At 71.3% G+C, this 20,671-nt stretch carries 19 protein-coding genes; 13 read left to right on the forward strand and 6 right to left on the reverse strand.

Features of this window, described 5'->3' with window-relative positions; all coding sequences use genetic code 11:
• The first annotated feature begins 43 nt into the window (after positions 1–43).
• Positions 44–502: a ribose 5-phosphate isomerase B gene (rpiB, locus tag HYZ11_14515; protein MBI3128815.1), complete on the forward strand. Its 459-nt coding sequence runs from the start codon at positions 44–46 to the stop codon at positions 500–502.
• 24 nt (positions 503–526) lie between these two features.
• Complete coding sequence (gene nrdR, locus HYZ11_14520; GenBank protein ID MBI3128816.1) at positions 527–994, forward strand: transcriptional repressor NrdR; 468 nt, start codon at positions 527–529, stop codon at positions 992–994.
• Between the two features lie 30 nt (positions 995–1,024).
• Here the strand turns inward: nrdR and HYZ11_14525 are convergent, their stop codons facing one another.
• Positions 1,025–2,236 (reverse strand): CoA transferase, encoded by a 1,212-nt coding sequence (locus tag HYZ11_14525; GenBank protein ID MBI3128817.1) that lies wholly within the window; start codon positions 2,234–2,236, stop codon positions 1,025–1,027.
• 435 nt (positions 2,237–2,671) lie between these two features.
• Between HYZ11_14525 and eno the strand changes: the two genes are divergently transcribed.
• Positions 2,672–3,994, forward strand: coding sequence for a phosphopyruvate hydratase (eno, locus tag HYZ11_14530; GenBank protein MBI3128818.1), 1,323 nt, complete (start codon positions 2,672–2,674; stop codon positions 3,992–3,994).
• A gap of 103 nt (positions 3,995–4,097) precedes the next feature.
• On the opposite strand, the gene HYZ11_14535 is transcribed toward eno, so the two are convergent.
• From HYZ11_14535 to HYZ11_14555, 5 genes are all read right to left on the reverse strand, one after another.
• Positions 4,098–4,286, reverse strand: coding sequence for a hypothetical protein (locus HYZ11_14535; protein ID MBI3128819.1), 189 nt, complete (start codon positions 4,284–4,286; stop codon positions 4,098–4,100).
• 159 nt (positions 4,287–4,445) lie between these two features.
• Positions 4,446–5,804 (reverse strand): VCBS repeat-containing protein, encoded by a 1,359-nt coding sequence (locus HYZ11_14540; protein ID MBI3128820.1) that lies wholly within the window; start codon positions 5,802–5,804, stop codon positions 4,446–4,448.
• Between the two features lie 56 nt (positions 5,805–5,860).
• On the reverse strand, positions 5,861–6,622 hold the full coding sequence (locus HYZ11_14545; GenBank protein MBI3128821.1) for an SDR family oxidoreductase: 762 nt from the start codon (positions 6,620–6,622) through the stop codon (positions 5,861–5,863).
• A 127-nt stretch (positions 6,623–6,749) separates the two neighbouring features.
• Positions 6,750–7,001, reverse strand: coding sequence for a hypothetical protein (locus tag HYZ11_14550; GenBank protein ID MBI3128822.1), 252 nt, complete (start codon positions 6,999–7,001; stop codon positions 6,750–6,752).
• 21 nt (positions 7,002–7,022) lie between these two features.
• Positions 7,023–8,120, reverse strand: a complete 1,098-nt coding sequence (locus HYZ11_14555) for a response regulator (GenBank protein MBI3128823.1) — start codon at positions 8,118–8,120, stop codon at positions 7,023–7,025.
• Between the two features lie 301 nt (positions 8,121–8,421).
• On the opposite strand from HYZ11_14555, the gene HYZ11_14560 reads away from it, so the two are divergent.
• From HYZ11_14560 to HYZ11_14605, 10 genes are all read left to right on the forward strand, one after another.
• Complete coding sequence (locus HYZ11_14560) at positions 8,422–8,847, forward strand: RidA family protein (protein ID MBI3128824.1); 426 nt, start codon at positions 8,422–8,424, stop codon at positions 8,845–8,847.
• A 116-nt stretch (positions 8,848–8,963) separates the two neighbouring features.
• A complete protein-coding gene (locus tag HYZ11_14565) occupies positions 8,964–11,030 on the forward strand; it encodes a tetratricopeptide repeat protein (protein MBI3128825.1) in 2,067 nt (688 codons plus the stop codon).
• Positions 11,031–11,098: 68 nt separating this feature from the next.
• Complete coding sequence (gene tkt / locus HYZ11_14570) at positions 11,099–13,168, forward strand: transketolase (protein MBI3128826.1); 2,070 nt, start codon at positions 11,099–11,101, stop codon at positions 13,166–13,168.
• 119 nt (positions 13,169–13,287) lie between these two features.
• Positions 13,288–13,950: a cell division ATP-binding protein FtsE gene (gene ftsE / locus HYZ11_14575; protein ID MBI3128827.1), complete on the forward strand. Its 663-nt coding sequence runs from the start codon at positions 13,288–13,290 to the stop codon at positions 13,948–13,950.
• Positions 13,947–14,852 (forward strand): ABC transporter permease, encoded by a 906-nt coding sequence (locus HYZ11_14580; protein MBI3128828.1) that lies wholly within the window; start codon positions 13,947–13,949, stop codon positions 14,850–14,852. Before ftsE ends, HYZ11_14580 begins: the two co-directional genes overlap by 4 nt.
• 89 nt (positions 14,853–14,941) lie before the next feature.
• The gene (locus tag HYZ11_14585) at positions 14,942–16,081 is read left to right on the forward strand and encodes a peptidoglycan DD-metalloendopeptidase family protein (protein MBI3128829.1); all 1,140 of its coding nucleotides are present in this window, start codon (positions 14,942–14,944) and stop codon (positions 16,079–16,081) included.
• Between the two features lie 49 nt (positions 16,082–16,130).
• Complete coding sequence (locus tag HYZ11_14590) at positions 16,131–17,438, forward strand: S41 family peptidase (GenBank protein MBI3128830.1); 1,308 nt, start codon at positions 16,131–16,133, stop codon at positions 17,436–17,438.
• Positions 17,439–17,593: 155 nt separating this feature from the next.
• Entirely contained in the window at positions 17,594–18,769 is a 1,176-nt protein-coding gene (gene tsaD, locus HYZ11_14595; GenBank protein ID MBI3128831.1) for a tRNA (adenosine(37)-N6)-threonylcarbamoyltransferase complex transferase subunit TsaD, read from the forward strand.
• Between the two features lie 8 nt (positions 18,770–18,777).
• A complete protein-coding gene (dusB, locus tag HYZ11_14600) occupies positions 18,778–19,869 on the forward strand; it encodes a tRNA dihydrouridine synthase DusB (protein ID MBI3128832.1) in 1,092 nt (363 codons plus the stop codon).
• A complete protein-coding gene (locus HYZ11_14605; protein MBI3128833.1) occupies positions 19,859–20,638 on the forward strand; it encodes an SDR family oxidoreductase in 780 nt (259 codons plus the stop codon). Before dusB ends, HYZ11_14605 begins: the two co-directional genes overlap by 11 nt.
• Positions 20,639–20,671 lie beyond the last annotated feature (33 nt).

Genomic DNA, 20,671 nt, shown 5'->3' on the forward strand with positions numbered 1-20,671 from the left:
TCCTCCGGCGCGGGACGATCCGCCCCCCGCGGGAGCCCTCGAGATGAAGCCCATCGCCCTCGCGTCGGACCATGCCGGCTTCCAGGCCAAGGAAGCCGTGAAGGCGGTCCTGCGCGAGCTGGGCATCCCCTTCCGCGACTACGGCACGCACAGCGAGGACTCTTGCGACTATCCCGACTTCGCCGCCCAGGCGGCCCGGGCGGTGAGCGAGGGGGAGTCGGAGCGGGCCATCCTCGCCTGCGGGTCCGGCACCGGGATGGCCATGGTCGCCAACAAGTTCCCCGGCGTGCGGGCCGCGGCCTGCCACGACGAGTGGTGCGCCCGGATGAGCCGCATGCACAACGACGCGAACGTGCTGGCCCTGGGGGGCCGCGTCCTCGGCGCGGAGGCGGTCCAGCAGATGGTCCGTCTCTGGCTGGACACGCCCTTCGAGGGCGGGCGCCATTCGCGCCGCGTCGCGAAGATCGCCGACTTGGAGCGCTGTCACGAAGCCAAGCCCTGAACCGACCGCCCCGGACGGTTCCGCATGAAATGCCCGATCTGCTCGCATCCGGATAGCCGGGTCGTCGACAGCAGGATGACGAAGGAAGGCAACGCCATCCGCCGCAGGAGAGAGTGCGAGTCCTGCGGCCACCGCTTCACCACCTACGAGCGCCCCGAAGTCTCGTTTCCCCTGATCATCAAAAAGGATGGCAGCCGCGTCCCCTACGAGCGCGAGAAGATCCGCGCCGGGATCGCGAAGGCCCTGGAGAAGCGCCCGGTCCCGGCCGAGGAGCAGGAGGCCATCGTGGACCGGGTGGAGCGCTTCATCCTGGACGCCGGCGAGAAGGAGGTCACGACCTCCGCCATCGGGGAGAAGGTGATGGAGGAGCTGCGCGAGACCGATCAGGTCGCCTACGTGCGCTTCGCCTCGGTCTACCGCTCCTTCGGCGCCGTGCGGGACTTCGAGGAAGAGCTCCAGCGCCTCACGGGCAAGAAAGAGCGCCAGGCCTGAGCTTCATCCCCCCCTTTCCCGGGGGGAGCCTCATTCGCTGAGCGTCTCGCCCTCGGGCTCGCGGCCTTCGTGGGACGCGCCCGAGGCGAAGAGGCGCCCGATCTCCTCCGGCGAGAAGCCGGCCTCCTCCAGCACCTCCCTCGAATGCTGGCCCAGCCCGGGCGCGGGCCGGAGCCGCCTGGGCCCGGCGCCCGGGAACCGGGCGGGGAGCCTGAGCGCGGGGTGGGTCCCGCCGGCCGGGTGAGGGGGCTCGATCACCAGGTCGCGGGCTTGCACCTGGGGGTGGCTGAAAACCTCCTCCACCTCCAGCACCGGGCTGACGCACACCTCCTCGCCCTCGAAGAGGGCGAGCCACTCCTCCAGGGCCCGCTTCCGGAAGGTGTCCTCCAGGGCGGCGATCACCCCCCGCCGGCGCTCCCCCCTCGCCGAGAGATCCCCCTCGAACTCCTCCCGGCCGATGAGGCGGCAGAGGTTCTTCCAGAACTTGGGCTCCGAGCAGGCGAGGGCGAGCCAGCGGCCGTCCGCCGTGGGGTAGAGGCGGTAGCCGGGGCGGCGGCCGTTGTGGCGCGTGGTCTCTCTCCCTCCCGGGGTGCCGCACGAGAGGAAGTACTGGGCGTGGTGGGCCAGGAAGCCCACCGCCGTGTCCAGCATGGCCACGTCGATGAACTGCCCCCGCCCGGTCCGCTCCGCCTGGCGCAGGGCCGCCACGACGGAGAAGGCGGCCCACATCCCCGAGCCGAGGTCGGCGAAGGGGGTGCCCGGGATGTAGGGCGGCCCCCCCGCGGGGCCGGTGAGCCCGACCGTCCCTCCCATCGCCTCGAAGTTCAGGTCGTGCCCGGGCGCCTGGGCGAGGGGGCCGTCCTGGCCGTAGCCGGTGATGGCGCAATAGACGAGCCGGGGGTTCTCCCGGGAGAGCCGGGCGTAGCCCACCCCCAGGCGGTCGAGGACTCCGGGCCGGAAGCTCTCGACGAGGACATGGGCTCCCTTCACCAGGCGGAAGAGGGCGTCCACCCCCTCCGGGCGCTTGAGGTCGAGGGCCAGGCTGCGCTTGTTGAGGTTGCAGTAGAGGTGGAAGGCGGAGGCGCCCCGGACGTCCAGGGGGGCCGCCATGCGCCCGTAGTCGCCCCGGACGGGGTCCTCCACCTTCACGACGTCGGCCCCGAGGTGGGCGAGCATGAGGGTGCATTGCCCGCCGGGAAGGAGCCGGGTCAGGTCGAGCACCCGCACGCCGGAGAGCGGCATCGGGAGTCCTCCGAAATAAGATGCGGTACGGGCGCGAACGGCCCCAGCCGTAGCATCCGGGCGGGGAAAGATCAATCTTTAGGGCGGCAGAGGCCGCGCCCGTGTGCGGGAGCCCCTTCGCCTCCCGCCTCCGCTGGGACCTTCCCCTCACCCCGGCCCTCTCCCAGAGGGAGAGGGAGGAATGACCATTTCATACGCCGACAGCTTTGGCGGCCCCGGCGCCCCTCTCCCCTTGGGAGAGGGGAGGGGGTGAGGGAATGATGATGACATGGAAAGAAGATCAAATTGACCACTGCCGGCTCTTCCCCCGCCGCGCCTTTCCGCCCGGCGCGGAGATGGGCTACCCTGTCTTTTCTGCGTATTTTTTCCTGCCGGGGCGGGCCGGCGGTTCCGGGGATCGGGTCGCGGGGCTTCATCCAGATCAAGGGGGGAGAGATGACCACCATCGTACAGATAGCGGCGAGGGAGATTCTCGATTCCCGCGGGAACCCCACCGTCGAGGCGGACGTCCTCCTGGCCGGTGGGGGCTTCGGCCGGGCGGCCGTGCCCAGCGGGGCGAGCACGGGCAAGCGCGAGGCGGTCGAGCTCCGGGACGGCCGGAAGGCCTACTTCCTGGGCAAGGGCGTGACCAAAGCGGTCGAGAACGTCCACAAGGTGCTGGCCCCGGCCCTGATCGGGATGGACGCGGCCGACCAGCGCTCGCTCGACCAGCGGATGCGCGAGCTGGACGGGACCAAGAACAAGGGCCGCCTCGGGGCGAACGCCGTCCTGGCGGTTTCGATGGCGGCGGCCAAGGCGGCGGCCGACGCCCACGACCTGCCGCTCTACCGCTATCTGGGCGGGGCGGGGGCCTGCACCCTGCCCGTGCCCATGATGAACATCGTGAACGGGGGCGCCCATTCCGACAACCGGGTGGACTTCCAGGAGTTCATGGTGATGCCCGCCGGGGCCAAGAATTTTCCAGACGCTCTGCGGATGGGCGTGGAGGTCTTCCACAACCTGAAGACCGTCCTCAAGAAGCGCGGCTACAGCACCGCCGTGGGGGACGAGGGGGGCTTCGCCCCCGACCTCAAGAGCAACGACGAGGCCGTCGAGACCATCCTCGAGGCTATCGTGCAGGCGGGCTACAAGCCGGGGCAGGACGCCATGATCGCCCTCGACCCCGCCTCGAGCGAGCTCTACGAGGGCGGCAAGTACGTCTTCCGCTGGTCGGACAAGAGCAAGAAGAGCTCCGACGAGATGGTGAAGTTCCTGGAGAACTGGGCGCGCCAGTACCCCATCGTCAGCATCGAGGACGGCTGCGCGGAGGACGACTGGGCCGGCTGGGCCGCCCTGACCCAGGCGCTGGGGGGCAAGGTGCAGCTCGTGGGGGACGACGTCTTCGTCACGAACACCGAGATCCTGGCGAAGGGGATCGCGGAGGGGGTGGCCAACAGCATCCTGATCAAGATGAACCAGATCGGGACGCTGAGCGAAACCCTGGAGGCCATCCAGATGGCCACGCGGGCCGGCTACACCTCCGTCATCTCCCACCGCTCGGGCGAGACGGAGGACACCACCATCGCCGACCTCGCCGTCGCCTCGAACGCCGGCCAGATCAAGACGGGCTCCGCGAGCCGCACGGACCGGCTGGCCAAGTACAACCAGCTCCTGCGCATCGCGGAGGAGCTGGGGGAGTCCGCCGTCTACCCGGGGATGGGGGCGTTCTTCAGCATCAAGAAGGCGGGGAAGGCGGCCGGCCCGAAGGCGAGGCGCTAGCGTCACCTTCGACGCCGCCGGTGCGGCCGGCCGCACCGGCGGCGCCTACAGCTCGCGGGGCGCGCTTCCCTGCGACTGGCGGAGATTCCCCGAGCTGTGGTTCTTAGGCGGCGGTGAGCTCGTTCCGGGCCGACATCGACCGGAGCGCGCCTTCGGTCACGATGCCCATGCAATCGGGGCAGCAGCCGGAGAGGACGGGGATGGACCGGCCCTTCGGCACCTCGGTCCGGGCCGAGGCGAGCTCCTTGCCCTCCACCAGGATCTCCGAGCACATCCAGCACTGAATCGCCACGGCCAGTCTCCTCTCTCTCCGGCGGTACGCCTTGCGCCGATACCTGATGTATCGGCCGGCGGCCGGGAGGGTTGAGCGGGGTTTTTCGCAAAAGCGGCGGATTTCGGGCTCAAGTCCGGCGGAAGGCTGCCGAGGGCGGCCCGGGAGAGGCGGAAATCCTCATCCCCGGGAGAGGAGGAGGAGCAGATTTCCGGCGGCGTCGGCCAGGGCGAGGTCGTCCCGGCCGTCGCCGTCGAAGTCCCCCGCCACGATGTTGGAGGCCGCCGGCGAGGTGAGCTCGAGGGTCCAGCGCAGCTTCCAGCGGTTGCCCACGAGCGCCAGGGCGGCCAGGCGCTTCCGGCCCCGTTCCTGGAGGACCACCTCCACGAATCCTCCGCGCCGGAGCAGGGCGAACTGCCACATGTTGCGCGAGCCGGCCGCATGGGTGGTGAAGCCCGGCCGCCGGGCCCGTTCCCTCAGGTCCCCCTGGTGGATCCGGAGCGCCAGCAGCGAGCCCGCCATGTGGGGGGCCTCCACCGCCAGCACCTTGATCCCCGAATGGTCCACGTCGAACGCGCCCAGGACGTGCGACCACCGGCTCCCGGCGCTCGCCCCACGGGCCTTCACCCTCAGCTCGCCCTTCTCCAGGCCGAGCAGGAGGTGGGCCGTGCCGCGGGCGTCGCTGCGCGTCACCAGGATCTCCTCCCGCCCGTCCCCGTCGATGTCCGCCGCCAGGGCCCCGAGCGCCTCGAACACCGCGCCCGCCCCCGCCGCGTAGCGGCCCATGGGGCGCAGGCGGTCTCCCTCGAGGCGGAAGATGCGGAGCTCGGTGGGCTCGACGGCATCCCCCAGCACCCCGTGGCGGCGGCGGTCGGTGGGCGCGGCCGGCGCGACGAGCTCCAGGTTTCCGTCCCCGTCCAGGTCGGCGGCGGCGAGGAGGGCGTCCTTCAGCACGGGCGAGGGCAGCCCGGGGCTCCCGGGCGCGAGGCGGTGCGCCTCGCGCCAGCCGCTCCCGCTCTCCCGGAAGAGGAGGAGCGAGCCGTCCTCGCCCACGGCGGCCGCGGCGGTCCGGCTCAGCGCGGCGGGGCGGGAGAGGGCCGAGAGGGGCTCGCTCGGGCGCACGAAGCGCCACTCCCGGGCCACCGTGTTGACGATGACGAAGAAGCCGTCCCGCCCCGGGCCCCCCAGGCGCCCCCCGCCCAGGTCGGCCGGGGGCACCTCGGCCGTCAGGTCGGAGGGGATGGGGTTGCGCTCCCAGCGGAGGGGCGCCCGGATGCTCTCGGCGCCCAGCCGGGGGGCGTGGAATTTCCCCTCCGCCGTCAGCACCAGTAGGCCCTGGGCCCTCTCGCGCGGGCGGCGCGGGGGGGTCGCGATGAGCCAGCGGGGCGTCCCTCCCGGGACGGCGAGGCGCAGCAGGCGGTGGGTCGAGGGCGGGCCGGTCAGGTCGCCGATCTCGGCCGCGCCCGGGAGCAGGGGAGCCCCCAGGATGGGGAGGGCCAGGCAGAGGCCCAGCCAGAGCGGCCAGGACGACCCAGGCATCCCCCCTCCTGCGGTGGGGCGGGCGGAGCCCGCGCGTGAAGGATGATCCGCGGAAGTTACGCCGCCGTGGTTCCTCCGTCGGCCAGCACGATCGAGCCGTTCATGAACTCGTTTTCCGGGGAAACCAGGAACAGCGCCGTGGCGGCCATGTTCTCCGGCTTCCCGAACTGGCGGATGGGGATCTTGTTCCGGCGGTTCTCGGCGAACTCGGGATCGTTGGCCAGGCGCTCCTTCACCCGGCCGCTCTCGACCACCCCCGGCGCCAGGCAGTTCACCCGGATGCCGGAGGGCCCCAGCTCCAGGGCCAGGCACTTGGTCAGGTTGTGCATCACCGCCTTGGTGCAGGAGTAGAGGCTGAAGTTGGGGGTGCCGTGCTCGGCCGCCTCGGAGCCCAGCATGAGGATGCGCCCGCTCTTCTGCGGAACCATGATGCGGGCGGCCTCGCGGGAGGCGATGTAGGCCGCCTTCGCGTTCACCTGGAAGAGGAGGTCGATCTCGTCGTCCTCGACCTCCGTGATCAGCTTGAAGCTGCGGGTGCCGGCGCAGTTGACGAGGATGTCGAGCCCGCCGAGGAACTCCGCGCCGTCGCGGACGAGCCGCGCGGCGTCCTGGGAGCGGGCGAAGTTGTATCCCTTGCCGCCGGCCCGCACGCCGTGCCCGGCGCACCCCTCGATGGTCCGGCGGAGGCCCTCGGCGTCGCTTCCGCCCCCGGACCATACGGCCGCGCCCTCGGCGGCGAACCGGATGGCGATGGCGGCCCCCATGCCGGACGAGGCCCCGGTGACGACCGCGCGCTTCCCTTCCAGCATTCTTGGCATGCATACCTCCACGAGGCGTACAAAGCGGAAAGATGGAATGGAGGCATTATCCGCCAGGGGGACGGCGGGGCGTCAACCGGGGCGGGGAGCCCCGTAGAGGGGAGCCGAGCGGCGCGCTGCCTTTCCGCTAGCTGCTCCGGCGGAGATCGTGCAGGGTGGCGGCCGCCGGCAGGGTGCCCGCCTCCTCCTTGAGGACGGCCATCCGGGCCTGGAAGCAGAGGCCGCAGATGCCGTGCGACACCCGCTCCGCCGCCTGGGACGAGGGAAGGAGCCAGAGGCCGGTGTGCGCCTGGGGGGGATTCCCCGGCGCCGCCTCCTCCAGCGGCTCTTCGATGACGTCATGGCAATAGCAGCATCGCTTGCTCCAGGCGGCGGGCATTTCCGTCTTCCTCCGTGCGTGTTAAGAGGCCAGCGTTTCTTCCGTCTGATAGCGCTTCTGGATTTCCTGGACCTCGTCCAGGCGTTCGAAGAACACGTCCAGCACCTGCGGGTCGAACTGGGTCCCCCGGCCCTCCCGGAGGATCTCCAGCGCGTGGTCGCGGGGGAAGGCCTCCTTGTAGGGGCGCTGGCTCGTGAGGGCGTCGTAGACGTCGGCCACCGAGCAGATGCGGCCCCACAGCGGGATTTCCTCCCCGCCGAGGCCGTTCGGGTAGCCCTCGCCGTCCCACCGCTCGTGATGGGAGAGGGCGACCTTCTCGCCGGCCCGGAGGAGCTCCGAGGAGGAGCTGCCCAGGATGCGGCCGCCGATGACGGTGTGCTGCTGCATGATCCGCCACTCGTCCGAGTCGAGCTTGCCGGGCTTGAGCAGGTTCTTGTCCGGGATGCCCAGCTTGCCCACGTCGTGCATGGCGCAGGCGTGGAAGACCGTTTCCACCTCGCTGGGGGGCAGCCCGCAGCCCCGGGCGATGAGCGCCGCGTAGCGGCTCATGCGCTTGACGTGGGCGCCGGTCTCCTTGTCCTTGTACTCGGCCGCGACGGCCAGCCGGTGGATGGTCTCTAGGTGGGCATCGTGGGCGAGCCGCTGGGCCTGGACCATGTCGGCCAGCGCCTTGCGGAGGGTGGCGGTGCGCTTCTCCAGCATGTCCTCGAGCTCGGAGCGCGTCTTCTTGATCTCGTCCTGCGCCTCCTTCATCTTGAGGAGGAAGGACATGCGCACCGAGAGCTCGGTGAAATCGACGGGCTTGGAGATGAAATCGTGGGCCCCGACGCGGATCGCGCGGATGCGGTCGTCCTTGCCGCCGTGCCCGGTGACCATGAGGACGGGCAGGTCCGCCGTCTCCTCGTCGGCGCGCAGCTGCCGCACCACCTCGAAGCCGTCGATGCCGGGCATCACCACGTCGAGGAGGACGAGATCGCAGCCCAGGCGCACCTTGGCCAGCGCCTCGAAGCCGTCGCGGGCGTCCTCCACCTCGTAGCCGAGCGATTCCGCCATCGTCTTGAGGAGAAGGCGGAACCGCGTATCGTCGTCCACGATCAGAACGCGCTTCGGGTACTTCATGGGCGGCATTCCTTGCACCTTGCGTACCAAACCAGCCGCACGCGCGGAAAAACCCGCACGGGAACCTGAGGTGATCGCCTCGGCGGACGGCCTCATCTTGTACTCTTGCTTTATCGGCGGGGGAAGGGTTTCCTTAAGTCCGTTTTTGCCGATCCGAGAAGAAGGTCACAATTTAATCATTCCTTCATTTCGAGGAGAGGTTCCCATCGTCCCGGCGTGAAAGGACGGAGAATCGTTCGTTAATCCGGCGTATCGCGGAAGTGTCCGAAGCTTGGGGAGTGTCGAGTCTGGAGGAAACGCGATGCCGAAGAAGATCGAGCACCTTCACTGGCCCGGCGCCCCGGACATGTGGATGCCTTACGCGCCGGCCATCCGCGTCACGGGGGGCAGCACCGTCTACCTGGCCGGGGTGACGGCCGCCCCCGTCTACCATCACCACCCCCACCGCCCCGAGGAGTTCGATTCCATGCCGCCCGGCATGGAGGGCCAGGCGCGGGCCGCGCTGGAGAACCTGAAGCGCGGCCTGGAGGCCGTGGGCGCCACCTTCGCCGACGTGGTGACCGCCAGCCGATACGTGACCGATCTCTCCGAGCAGGACGCCCTGAACCGGGCCTGGGCGGATTATTTCGGCGACGCCCGGCCCGCCACCACGACCGTCCAGGTGGTGCGGCTGGCCACCGACCCGAGGTGCCTCGTGGAGATCAACGCCGTCGCCGTCGTCGGCTAAGCCGGGCGGCGGTTTCGGAGGGCGGCGGAAAACAATGGCTTGTCATACCCGCAACGCTTTGATAGCATTGGAGAAGTGATGCGCTTCCGCCCCCTTTCCCTCCATCCGTAGACGACATGGCGCGCCGACCCAGGGATCCCAAGGCTCGAATCGAGGCCCTCGGCCAGCGGATGGAGAAAGTCCCGTCCTCTCCGGCCTTTTTCCCGCTGGCCTCGCTCCTCTGGCAGCAGGGGGACGCCCCCCGCGCGGAGAAGTTCCTGCGCGCCGGCCTCGAGGCGCACCCCGCGTATTCCGCCGCCCGGGTCCTGCTGGGGGAGATCCTGCTGGCGATGGATCGCCCGGAGGAGGCCGCTGAAGAATTGGCGGCCGCCGTCCAAGTTTCGCCGTGGAACCTCCAGGGCCAGCGCCTGCTCGCCGACTGTCTCCACCGCGCGGGCGACGAGGCGGGGGAGCGCAAGGCGCTTCGCATCGCCGCCATGTTCGACTCCTCCGACGCCGGGGCGCGGGCCCTGCTCGAGGAGGCTCCGAGGCCGGCTCCGGAGGCGAAGCGCGCGCGTCCGGAGGCCGGGGAGGAGGCGCCCGCCCCCGTCGCCACTCCGTCGCTCGCGGAGCTCTACACGTCCCAGGGCCACCACGCCCAGGCCGCCGAGGTGTACCGCCAGCTTCTCCGGAAGGAGCCGGGGAACGCCGAGTGGAAGAAGAAGCTCGGCCTCCTGGAGGAGCGCCTCGCCCCCGGCGCCTCCCCGCCCGGGCCCCCCGCCTCCGCGGTCCCGGACCTCGATTTTGATCTCGAGGAAGAGATCGCGCCCGGGGCGCGGAGCGGGGAAGAAAAATCCCCCGCGCCGGCCCCCGCCCTCGACGACGACCTGGATGCCCTGCTGGGCGAGGCGGACCGGGCCCAGGCGGCGCTCCCGGCCCTCGATCAGGAAGACGGCGATCTGGCGCTCGAGATCGCGGAGGAGCCGAAGGCCGGCGGGGCGGCACCCGGCGCCCCCGCGGGAGAGGCCGCCCTGGAGGACGATCTGGAGGCTTTCCTCGAGATGGAGGATGAGCCGGCCGGAGCGGCCCCTGCGCCTCCCGCGGCCTCCGGTCCGAAGGGGGCCGCGCCCGGCGGGGAGCTCGACGATCTGGAAGGCCTGTTCGCGGGGGCGGAGGAGGAGCCTGACGCCGCTCCTTCTCCAAAACCTCCTCAAGCGGCGCTTCCCACGGCGGGCGCGGAGGACGATCTGGACCTGGACGCGCTGTTCGCGGCCGAGGAGGAGGGCGCCCCGGCGGCGGCTCCTCCGGTGTCTGGGCCTCCGGCGCCGGGCAGGATGGCGCCTGTCCCCGAGGCGGTGTCCGGCGAGGAGCTGGAGAGTCTGTTCCTCGAGGACGAGGAGGGGGAATCCGTCCCCGCGCCTCCCCAGGCCCAAGCGGCCCCGCCGGCGGCCGCGCCAACCGAAGAGTTGGATTTCGATTTGCTGGAGGAAGAGGAAGCGGGGGCGAAGCCTTCCGCTCCCGCCGAGGCGGCGCTCCCGGCCGGGGAACCCGATGAGCTGGACCTCGGAGCGTTGTTCGAGGAAGAGGAAGACGAGGACGCCCCGGCGCAGGCGGCTTCCGCTTCCCTGGGGGCCGCGGACGGCGAGGCGATCCCGGATGAGGAGCTGGCGGGCCTCTTCGCGCCGGAGGAGGACGAGGCCGCGCCCGCCGCCCCGCGGGCCCGGCCGGAGGGGGAGGATGCGGCCGTCCTCGACCTCGACCTGGAAGCGGAGCTGCTGGAGGAGGACCTGAGCCTCCAGGCGGAGCCGGGCGGGGCGGAGGAGGCGGGAGACATCCTCCCCGGGGAAGAAGCGGCTCCCGCCGAAGCCCCGCGCGAATCCCGGGTGCCCGAGGCCGCCCCGGCCAATGGCGCCGAGATGGATCCCTTCCTCCGGAACCTCATCGGGCTCTACGTCGAGGAGGGGAACCTCCCCCAGGCGCTCGACCTGTGCCGCAAGGCGCTGGCCCTGGGCCCGCCCCCGGCTTGGCTCGCGGGGCGGATGCAAGAGATCGAGGGCCGGCTGGCGGAAGGGTTGCGGGAAGGCCCCAAAGGGGATAAGGAGGGGGGGGTCCGCTCCTTGTCTCCCGCCGAAGTGGTCGAACGCCTGGAAGACTGGCTCCGGGCTCTTCAGCGCCGCAAGGCGAGGATGCCCGCGAGCCAATAGGCCGAAGAGCGCGGCGGGCCGGGGAGAGGCCCGGAAGATATGAATTTTCGCGAAGGAGCGCCTTGCAGATGACGCCACCCGTCAAGGCCGGCCCGGCGGTTTCCAGCGCCCCCGAGGAGGAGCGGCTCGCCGAACTGCCCCTGGATGCCCTCTGCGTCCACACCATCCGAACCCTTTCCATGGACGCCGTCCAGAAGGCCGTCTCCGGCCATCCGGGCGCGCCGATGTCCCTCGCCCCGCTGGCCTACGTGCTCTGGACGCGCTTCCTCCGGCACAACCCCCGCAACCCCGGGTGGTTCGACCGGGACCGCTTCGTGCTCTCGTGCGGCCACGCCTCGATGCTCCTGTACTCGGTGCTCCACCTGACGGGCTACGACCTCCCGCTCGAGGAGATCAGGCGCTTCCGCCAGTGGGGGAGCCTCACCCCCGGCCACCCCGAGTACGGCCACACCCCGGGCGTCGAGACCACCACCGGCCCCCTCGGCCAGGGCTTCATGAACGCGGTCGGCATGGCGATGGCCGAGGCGCACCTGGCGGCCCGCTACAACCGGCCCGGGCACGAGGTGGTGAACCACCGGACCTTCGTCCTCGTGAGCGACGGGGACCTGATGGAGGGCGCCTCGCACGAGGCCGCCTCCCTGGCCGGCCACCTGGGCCTGGGCAAGCTCGTCGCCGTCTACGACGACAACCAGATCACCATCGACGGGAGCACCGATCTCGCCTGCTCGGACGACGCCGCGGCCCGCTTCGCCGCCTACGGCTGGCACGTCCTCAACCTGGGCGAGAAGGCCGAGGACCTCGGCGCCCTCTCCCAGGCCCTGGACCGCGCCGCCGCCGAGACGGGCCGGCCCTCGCTCGTCATCGTCCGCTCCCGCATCGGCTACGGCTCCCCGAACGCGGAGGGCAAGTCCAAGGCGCACGGGGAGGCGCTGGGCGAGGAAGAGGTCAAGCGAACGAAGGCCGCCTACGGCTGGCCCGAGGACGCCCAGTTCCTCGTCCCCGCCCGCGCCGCCGCCCACATGGGCAAGGCCGTCGAGAGAGGCGAGGCGCTGGAGCGGGCCTGGAGGGAGAAGCTAGAGGCCTACCGGCGCGCCCACCCGCAGGAGGCCGCTGCGCTCGAGGAGGCCATCTCCGGAAAGCTCCCCGCCGGCTGGGATCGGGGCCTTCCCGCCTTCAAGCCCGAGGACGGCCCCCTGGCCACCCGCGCGGCCTCGGGCAAGGCGCTCAACGCGCTCGCCTCGAAAGTGGGGGCCCTCATCGGCGGGAGCGCCGACCTCGCCCCCTCGAACAATTCCATCATCCAGGGCTCGGGCAACTTCCTGCGGGGGCGCCACGGCGAGCGGAACATCCACTGGGGGGTCCGCGAGCACGCCATGTGCGGGGCCTGCAACGGGATGGCGCTGCACGGCGGGGTGCGGCCCTACGCGGCGACCTTCTTCGTCTTCACCGATTACGCGCGCCCCTCCATCCGCCTGGCGGCGCTGATGGGGCTTCCGGTCATCTACATCATGACCCACGACTCCATCGGCCTGGGGGAGGACGGCCCCACCCACCAGCCCATCGAGCACCTGGCCTCGCTCAGGGCCATGCCGGGGCTCTGCGTCATCCGGCCCGCCGACGCGAACGAGGCCGTGGCCGCCTGGAAGGCCGCCCTCCAGCGGCTGGACGGGCCCACCATGCTCGTCCTGACGCGGCAGGCGCTCCCGGTGCTGGACCGCTCCCGGCTCGCGGCGGCGGAGGGCCTCCACCTCGGCGCCTACGTGCTCTCCCCGGAGAGGGGAGGCGCCCCCGGCCTCGTCCTCATCGGCACGGGCTCGGAGGTGGCGCTCACCCTCGAGGCGCAGGCCGCCCTGGCCCGGGAAGGGGTGGACGCGCGGGTGGTCAGCATGCCGAGCTGGGAGCTCTTCCGGCAGCAGCCGCAGTCCTACCGCGAGGAGGTGCTCCCGCCCGCGGTCAAGGCGCGGCTGGCGGTGGAGGCGGGCTCCACCTTCGGCTGGCGCGAATGGGTGGGTGAGGCGGGCGGCGTCCTGGGGATCGACCGCTTCGGCGCGAGCGCGCCGGCGAAGGAGAACTTCAAGCGCTTCGGTTTCACGGTGGAGAACGTGGTGGAGCGGGCTAAGCGGCTGCTGGGCCGCTGATCCCGGTCTCCGCCCGCGAATGGGCCGCTCCGCCGAATTGCGGGAGACGCGCCTCCCATGATTTCAAGCCGCCCCGGGGGCGGCGCGCGCCCGCGAACCGCCGCCTGGCAGCCGGACGTATGATTCGCTTGACGGGAGTCTGGAAGCGCTACGAGGAGGGCGGCTTCGCCCTCCAGGAGATGAGCCTTCACGTCCCCCGCGGGGAATTCGTCTTCATCACCGGGCCGAGCGGCGCCGGCAAGACCACCCTCCTCTCCCTCATCTACGGGGCGGAGTCCGTCGACCGGGGCCAGATCTTCATCGCGGGCCGCAACATCACCCGGCTGCGGCGGAAGGATCTCCCCCACCTCAGGCGGGGCATCGGGGTGGTGTTCCAGGACTTCAAGCTGCTCCCCCGGCGGACCGTGTTCGACAACATCGCCTTCTGCCAGCGGGTCATCGGCGTCTCGGCCTCCGAGGCCCGGCGGCGGGTGTACGCGGTGCTCAAGCTGGTGGGGCTCGCGTCGAAGCGCAACGCCTTCCCGCGCTTCCTCTCGGGCGGGGAGCAGCAGCGGGTGGCCATCGCCCGGGCGCTGGTCAACCGCCCGCCGCTCCTCATCGCGGACGAGCCCACGGGCAACCTCGACCAGGCAATGGCCCGCGAGGTGATGGATCTATTCCGGGCGATCAACCGGATGGCGACGACCGTGGTGGTCGCCACGCACGACAGCGCCCTCGTCGAGTACATGGGGAAGCGGGCCATGCGGCTGGACAACGGCCGGATCGGGGACGGCGCCAGGTGATCCGCTGGCTGCAGAGCTTCCCCTATTTCCTGCGCGAGGCGTTCAAGGACCTGCGGGAGAACGCGGGCGGCGCCGCCATCGCCCTCGGGACGACGACGATCAGCCTCATCCTGCTCGGGGCGCTCTGGATCGTGCAGCTGAACGTCGCGGGGCTGGTGGACGCCTGGCGGGAGCGCTTCCAGCTCACCATCTTCCTCGGCGGCCAGTCCACCCCCGAGCAGCGGGGGGCGCTCCGCAAGACGGTGCTGGCCGCCCCGGGGGTGGAGCGGATCGAGGAGGTGAACCCGGAGGAGGCCTTCCGCGAGATGCAGGGCTGGCTCGGCCAGGACGCGGACCTGCTCCGGGGGCTGGACCGCTCGTTCCTCCCGCCGTCCTACCGGGTGATCTTCCGGCCGGGCCGGCGCGATCTCGCCCACGTCGAGCGCCTGATGGCCCAGGTGCGGACGATGCCCGGGGTGGAGCGGACGCGCAACGACATCCTGTGGCTCCGCCGCCTGGAGGGCCTCATCCGCATCGTCACGGTGGCCGTGTGGACGCTCACCTTCCTGCTGGGCCTGGGCGTCGTGTTCATCATCGGGAACACCATCCGCCTCACGCTGTTCGCCCGGCGGGAGGACATCGCCATCATGCATCTCGTCGGGGCGACCGACCTGTTCATCAAGACGCCCTACGTGACCGAGGGGGCGCTGTGCGGGGCGGCGGGGGGGCTCCTGGCCTTCGGGGTGCTGTGGGGGGTGTTCCACGGGCTGTTCCAGCCCATCGCGGGGGGGGCGACAGGAGCGGATTTCGCCGTCCACGCGGGCGGCTGGAGGCTGGCCCTGGGGCTGGTGGGCTCGGGCATGGCCCTGGGCCTCATCGGGAGCTTCGTCTCGGTGCGCCACTTCCTGCGGGGGAGCCGGTGATGGGCCTCCGGCACGGGAAAACGAGGGTTTTCTCCGAATTCCGCGCGCGCCGAATTGCTGGCCGGGCTCCCTTCGCGGTAGGATGGATTTTGGCCGTTCTTACGTCCCTGGGCTTGGCCCCGCCGGAAGGTTCGGCGGCCGCCCCGGACGGGGGGGCCGAGGCGCGGGCGGAGCAGGAAATCCGCCGTCGGGAAGAGCGCCTGCGCGCCATGGAGCAGCTTTTGGCGCAGGAGCAGGCCCGCGAGGCCCGGCGGCGGCGTCAGACGGAATCCGTCCTGGAGACGCTGGACGCCGCGGCGGCGCGGCTGGCCGCCGAGGACGAGCGGCTCCGGATCCTCGCGGAGCGGCTCCAGCTCTCGGAACTCCGGCTGGAGGAGGTGCAGGGCCGGGCCCGGGCCATGCGGGAGGAGCGGGAATCCCTCCGGGCGCGGCTCAAGGAGCGCCTCCGGGAGTTGTACATGGGGGGGCCGGCGGGGACTCTGCGGCTTCTCGTCATGTCGCGCTCGGTGGAGGACATGCTGGACCGCTGGTCGCTGGCGGGGGTCCTCTCGCGCCACGACGCGCGGCTGATCGAGAGCTTCCGCAGGAGTGAGGAGACGCTGGCGGCGCTCGAGGAGGAGGTCCGGAAGGAGGTCCGGGAGCGGGCGGCCCTTCTCGCGCGCCAGGCCGAGGCCAAGAAGCGCGCGGCCGGGCTCTATACCAGCCGCTCCGCTCAGCTCGACGAGCTGGAGAAGGACAGGGAGAAGCGCCGGCGGCTCATGGAGGAGCTGGAGGCCTCGCGGAACAGCCTGCGCGACTCCATCTCGCGGCTCCTCGCGCCGGAGGGCGCCGGAGAGGCCGAGGGCGGGCCGTTGCGGGAAGGCGCGTTGCCCTGGCCGGTCGCGGGCGTGCCGCTCCCGCCCGGCGGCGCGAAGAAGGAGGGGCGCAGCCTCCGGATCCAGGCCCCGCAGGGGGCTCCGATCCGGCCCGTGGCCCCGGGCGAGATCGTGTACGCGGATTGGGTGCGGGGCTACGGCCATCTCCTCGTGCTCCGGCATGCGGGGGGGATGTACAGCGTATACGGGGGGGCGGGAGACGTGTTCGTCGGCCGGGGCGATAAGGTGGCCGCCGGCAGGATCATCGCCCGCGTCGGCACGACGGAGGCGCTGGGAGGCGCAGCGCTCTATTTCGAGATTCGGAAAGGCGCCGTTCCGCTGGATCCGCTGCGGTGGCTCTCACCGCGGCGTTAGTGAAGGGAGGAGGCCCGGCCTGGGCTTCCCCCAAGGAGAAGCAAGCATGATGAAGAAAGGCGTTGTGGGCGGTTGGGCAACGTGGGTGCTCGCGGTGACGGTGCTCGCCGCGGGCCTGGCGATGAGCCCCATGGGCAGCACCGCCGCCCGGGAGGAGTCCGCGTACTCGGAGCTGCGGACCTTCACCGAAGTGCTGAGCCTGGTCGAGGAGAACTACGTCAACCCGATTGAGCAGCAGAAGCTCGTCCGTGGCGCCATCCACGGCATGCTCCGGACCCTGGACCCCCACACGAGCTACCTGACTCCCGAGTTCTACAAGGAGATGCAGGTCGAGACCACGGGGCGGTTCGGCGGGCTGGGCATCGAGATCAGCATCCGCGACGACATCCTGACGGTGGTGACCCCCATCGAGGACACGCCCGCCTTCCGCGTGGGAGTCAAGGCCGGGGACCAGATCATGGCCGTCGAGGGCGAGAGCACCAAGGACATGAACCTCCAGGACGCCGTGAGGCGCCTGCGCGGCGAGCCGGGCAGCAAGGTGAAAATCACCGTGCGCCGGAAGGGCATCGATAAGCTCCTCGACTTCACCATCGAGCGCGAGATCATCCGCATCAAGAGCGTGCGGAGCCAACTGCTGCCCGAGGGCATCGGCTACATCCGCCTCCGGAGCTTCCAGGGCAACACGGGCGCCGAGGTGCGCGACGCCCTCTCCAAGCTCATGGCTCAGAAGGCCCGCGGGCTGGTGTTCGATCTCCGCAATAACCCGGGCGGGCTGCTCTCCCAGGCCGTGGAGGTGTCGGACATCTTCCTGGAGCCGGGCAAGCTGGTCGTCTACACGAAGGGGAGGCTCGAGAGCCAGCAGCAGCGCTTCTCCTCCTCCCAGCGCGGCATCGGGGCCGAAATCCCGATGGTGGTGCTCGTGAACGCGGGCAGCGCCAGCGCCTCGGAGATCGTGGCCGGGGCCCTCCAGGACCTGAAGCGGGCGCCGGTGCTGGGCGAGAAGACTTTCGGGAAGGGCTCGGTCCAGACCATCGTGCCGCTTTCGGACGGCTCGGGCCTGCGGCTGACGACGGCGCTCTACTACACGCCGAAGGGCCGGCTCATCCAGGGCGAGGGCATCGAGCCCGACGTCAAGCTCTCGGCGGAAGGCCAGGTCGCGAATCACCTGCGGGAAAAGGACCTGCCGGGCCATCTGCCCAGCCTGTCCGAGCGGAGCGGGGGCAAGTCCCAGTCCGCGCCCCCGGTCCCCCAGGTTCGCCCTCCGCAGATGCCAGCCGGGGACGAGAAGGACGGCCAGCTGGATGCGGCCGTGGAGTACCTGAAGAGGGAAGTGCTGGACAAGGCCAAGAAGGGATAGGGGACTCTTGCAACAGGGGCGGCCGGTCCGGATGCCTCCGGCCGCTCTCCCGATGGGTGCGAGGTTGTCGGTTCGGCCCCGCCGGATGGTCCCGGGGGGGCCGAACTTTTGATCCCCGGGGGGGCCGGCGGCGTTCCAAGGGGCGAGGCGGACTCATGAGCGGAGGGCACAGGCTCATCCTGGGGATCGAGACAAGCTGCGATGAAACAGCGGCTTCGGTGCTTCAGGTTGAGGATTGGGATGAAGGCCTTGCCCCCCCTCGCGTGCTCTCCAACGTGGTGGCCAGCCAGCATGATCTTCACGGCCGCTTCGGCGGTGTGGTGCCGGAGCTGGCCTCGCGCCGCCACGTCGAGATGGCCGATCCGGTCCTCCGGGCGGCCCTGGAGGACGCGGGCGTCTCCCTGGACGAGGTGGGGGCGGTGGCGGTGACCCGCGGGCCGGGCCTGGTCATCGCCCTCCTGGTCGGGCTTTCGGCCGCGAAGGCCATCGCCTGGAGCCGTGGAATCCCGCTGGTGGGGGTCCACCACCTGGCGGGGCACATCTACTCCCTCTTCCTCGATAATCCCGCCCCGGGGGAGGAGCAGGCCTCCGGCGCGGCGGGAGGGCCGCCCCCCTTCCCGCACCTGGCGCTCGTTGTCTCGGGGGGCCACACCGACTTTTACCGGGTCGATGCCCCGGGCCGGGAGGCGCACCTGGGGGGTACGCTGGACGACGCGGTGGGGGAGGCCTACGACAAGGTGGCCGCCTCCATGGGGCTGGGCTATCCCGGCGGGCCGATGGTGGATCGGCTGCATGCCGCCTTCCGGGCGGAAAATCCATCCCGGGAGGCTGTCCCCCTGCCGCGCCCTTATCTTGAGGACAAGCTTTACAGCTTCAGCTTTAGTGGATTGAAAACCGCGGCCTTGACATTCTTGCGGGAGAGAGGTTTCTACCATGACGATCCCACCCTCGCCCCCTGGGCCCGCCCGAGCGGGATGCCCGAGGCGGACGCCCGTGCGCTGGCGGCCGGATTCCAGGAGGCGGCGGTGGACGTGCTCGTCGAGAAGGCGGCCCGGGCGGCCCGAGCGCAGGGGCTGAGGGCCGTCTCGGTGAGCGGGGGGGTGGCGGCCAACCGCCACCTGCGGGGCCGGCTGGCCGAGCGGGCCAAAGCCTCCGGCTGGTCGCTCCATCTTCCCGCCCGGCGCTATTGCACCGATAATGCAGCCATGATCGCCTGCGCGGGGGCCTTCGCCCTGAGGGGCCGGGAGGAGGCCGGGATGGACTATCTGGCCCTCGACGCGGACCCGGCCTGGGAGCTGGACCCCTCCGGCGCGGCCGATTCGCGGAGATAGGGGAACGGATGCGTGCCGAGGAAGCGGGCCCTCCCGAGCTCGAAGAAGCGCTGGCGGACGTGCCGCCGCCTCCCCCGGGGTTCCTGGAGCCCCTGGAGATCGGGGATATCCGCCTGAAAAGCCGGCTCGTGATGGCGCCCATGGCCGGCTACACGAACCTTCCCTTCCGCCGGCTGGTGGCCTCGCGGGGGGCGGGGATGGTGGCGGCCGAGATGGTGAGCTGCCAGGCGCTCGTCCGCCGGCACGCCAAGACCTTCGCCCTCATGCGGATGGAGGCCGGGGAGCGGCCGGTTTCCATCCAGCTCTTCGGCGCCGACCCCGCGATGATGGGGGAGGCCGCCTCCATCGCCGAGGAGGCGGGGGCCGACGTCATCGACCTCAACTGCGGCTGCCCGGTCAAGAAGATCACCAAGACCGAGGCCGGCTCCGCCCTTCTCTGCGATCCGGACCGCGCGGGGGAGATCGTCTCGGCCATGGTCCGGTCGGCCCGCAAGCCCGTCACCGTCAAGATGCGCACCGGCTGGGACACCATCGGCGCCCGGCAGGCGGAGCGGTTCGCCCGGGCGGTGGAGGAGGCGGGGGCCGCGGCCATCACCGTCCACGGCCGGACGCGCCAGGCCATGTTCGGGGGGACGGTCGATCTCGAGGCCATCGCCCAGGTCAAGCGGGCCGTCTCCATCCCCGTCCTCGGCAACGGGAGCATCCTCACCCCCGCCGACGCGATGCGCATGATCGAGCGCACCGGGGTGGACGGCCTGATGATCGGCCGGGGGGCCATCGGCAATCCGTGGATCTTCTCCCGGCTCACCCACTGGCTCCGGACGGGGGAGCTTCCGCCCCCGCCCTCCCTGGAAGAGCGCCGCGCCGTGGCGCTCGCGCACCTGCGCGGCCTGGGCGAGGAGCTGGGGGAGAGGATGGGCGTCCTCCACGCCCGCAAGCACCTGGCGGCCTACACCAAGGGGATGCGGGGCGGCGCGGCCTTCCGGGAGCGGGTGAACCAGCTCGAATCCCTGGAGGAGGCCGCCGGGGCGGTCGAGGCGTTCTTCGACGAGGCGGGGCGCGAGGCCCCCTCGTGTGCGAGGCGGCCGGATGCGGCTTGAGCGGAAGCGGGCCCTGGTGACGGGCGGGGGACGGGGCATCGGCCGCGCCATCGCGCTCGCCTTCGCCGGCGAGGGGGCGGACGTGGCGGTCGCCGCCCGCACCCGCGCCGAGATCGAGGGCGTCAAGGCCGAGATCGAGGCCCGGGGCCGAAGGGGGCTGGCGCTGCCCTGCGACGTGGGTGCGCCGGGCGAGGTCGAGAGGGCGGTGGCGGCGGTGGAGGAGGCCTGGGGAGGCGTGGACATCCTCGTGGCGAACGCCGGGCTGCTCCGCCACGCCCCGCTGGAAGGCACGTCCGACGCCCTCTGGGACGAGGTGCTCCGGGTGAATCTCACCAGCGTGTTCCGGGCGGTTCGGGCCGTGCTCCCGGGCATGGTGGAGCGCGGCTGGGGGAGGGTGATCGCCATGAGCTCGGTTTCGGGGAAGGTGGGCGGCGCCAACCGCAGCGCCTACCACGCCGCCAAGCACGGGGTGATCGGCCTGGTGCGCTCGGCCGCGCTCGAAGTGGCCCAGCGGGGGGTGACGGTCAACGCCATCTGCCCGGGCTTTGTGGAAACCCGCATGATCTCCGACAATAGGGACGACTTCATCCGCTTCGGCGGGAACGACGGCGGAGAGGACGTCCTCCGGAAATTCCGGGAGGAGATCCCCATGAAGCGCTTCCTCGATCCGTCCGAGGTGGCCGCGATGGCGGCCTTTCTCGCCAGCGAGGACGCGCGCGGCGTCACCGGCGAGGCGTACACGATCTCCTGCGGAGCCGTGCAGGCCTAGCCTCCACTCCGCCGCTGTACCGCCCTGGAGTTG

It is taken from the genome of Candidatus Tectomicrobia bacterium, assembly GCA_016192135.1.
Classification (GTDB): Bacteria; UBA8248; UBA8248; order UBA8248; family UBA8248; genus 2-12-FULL-69-37.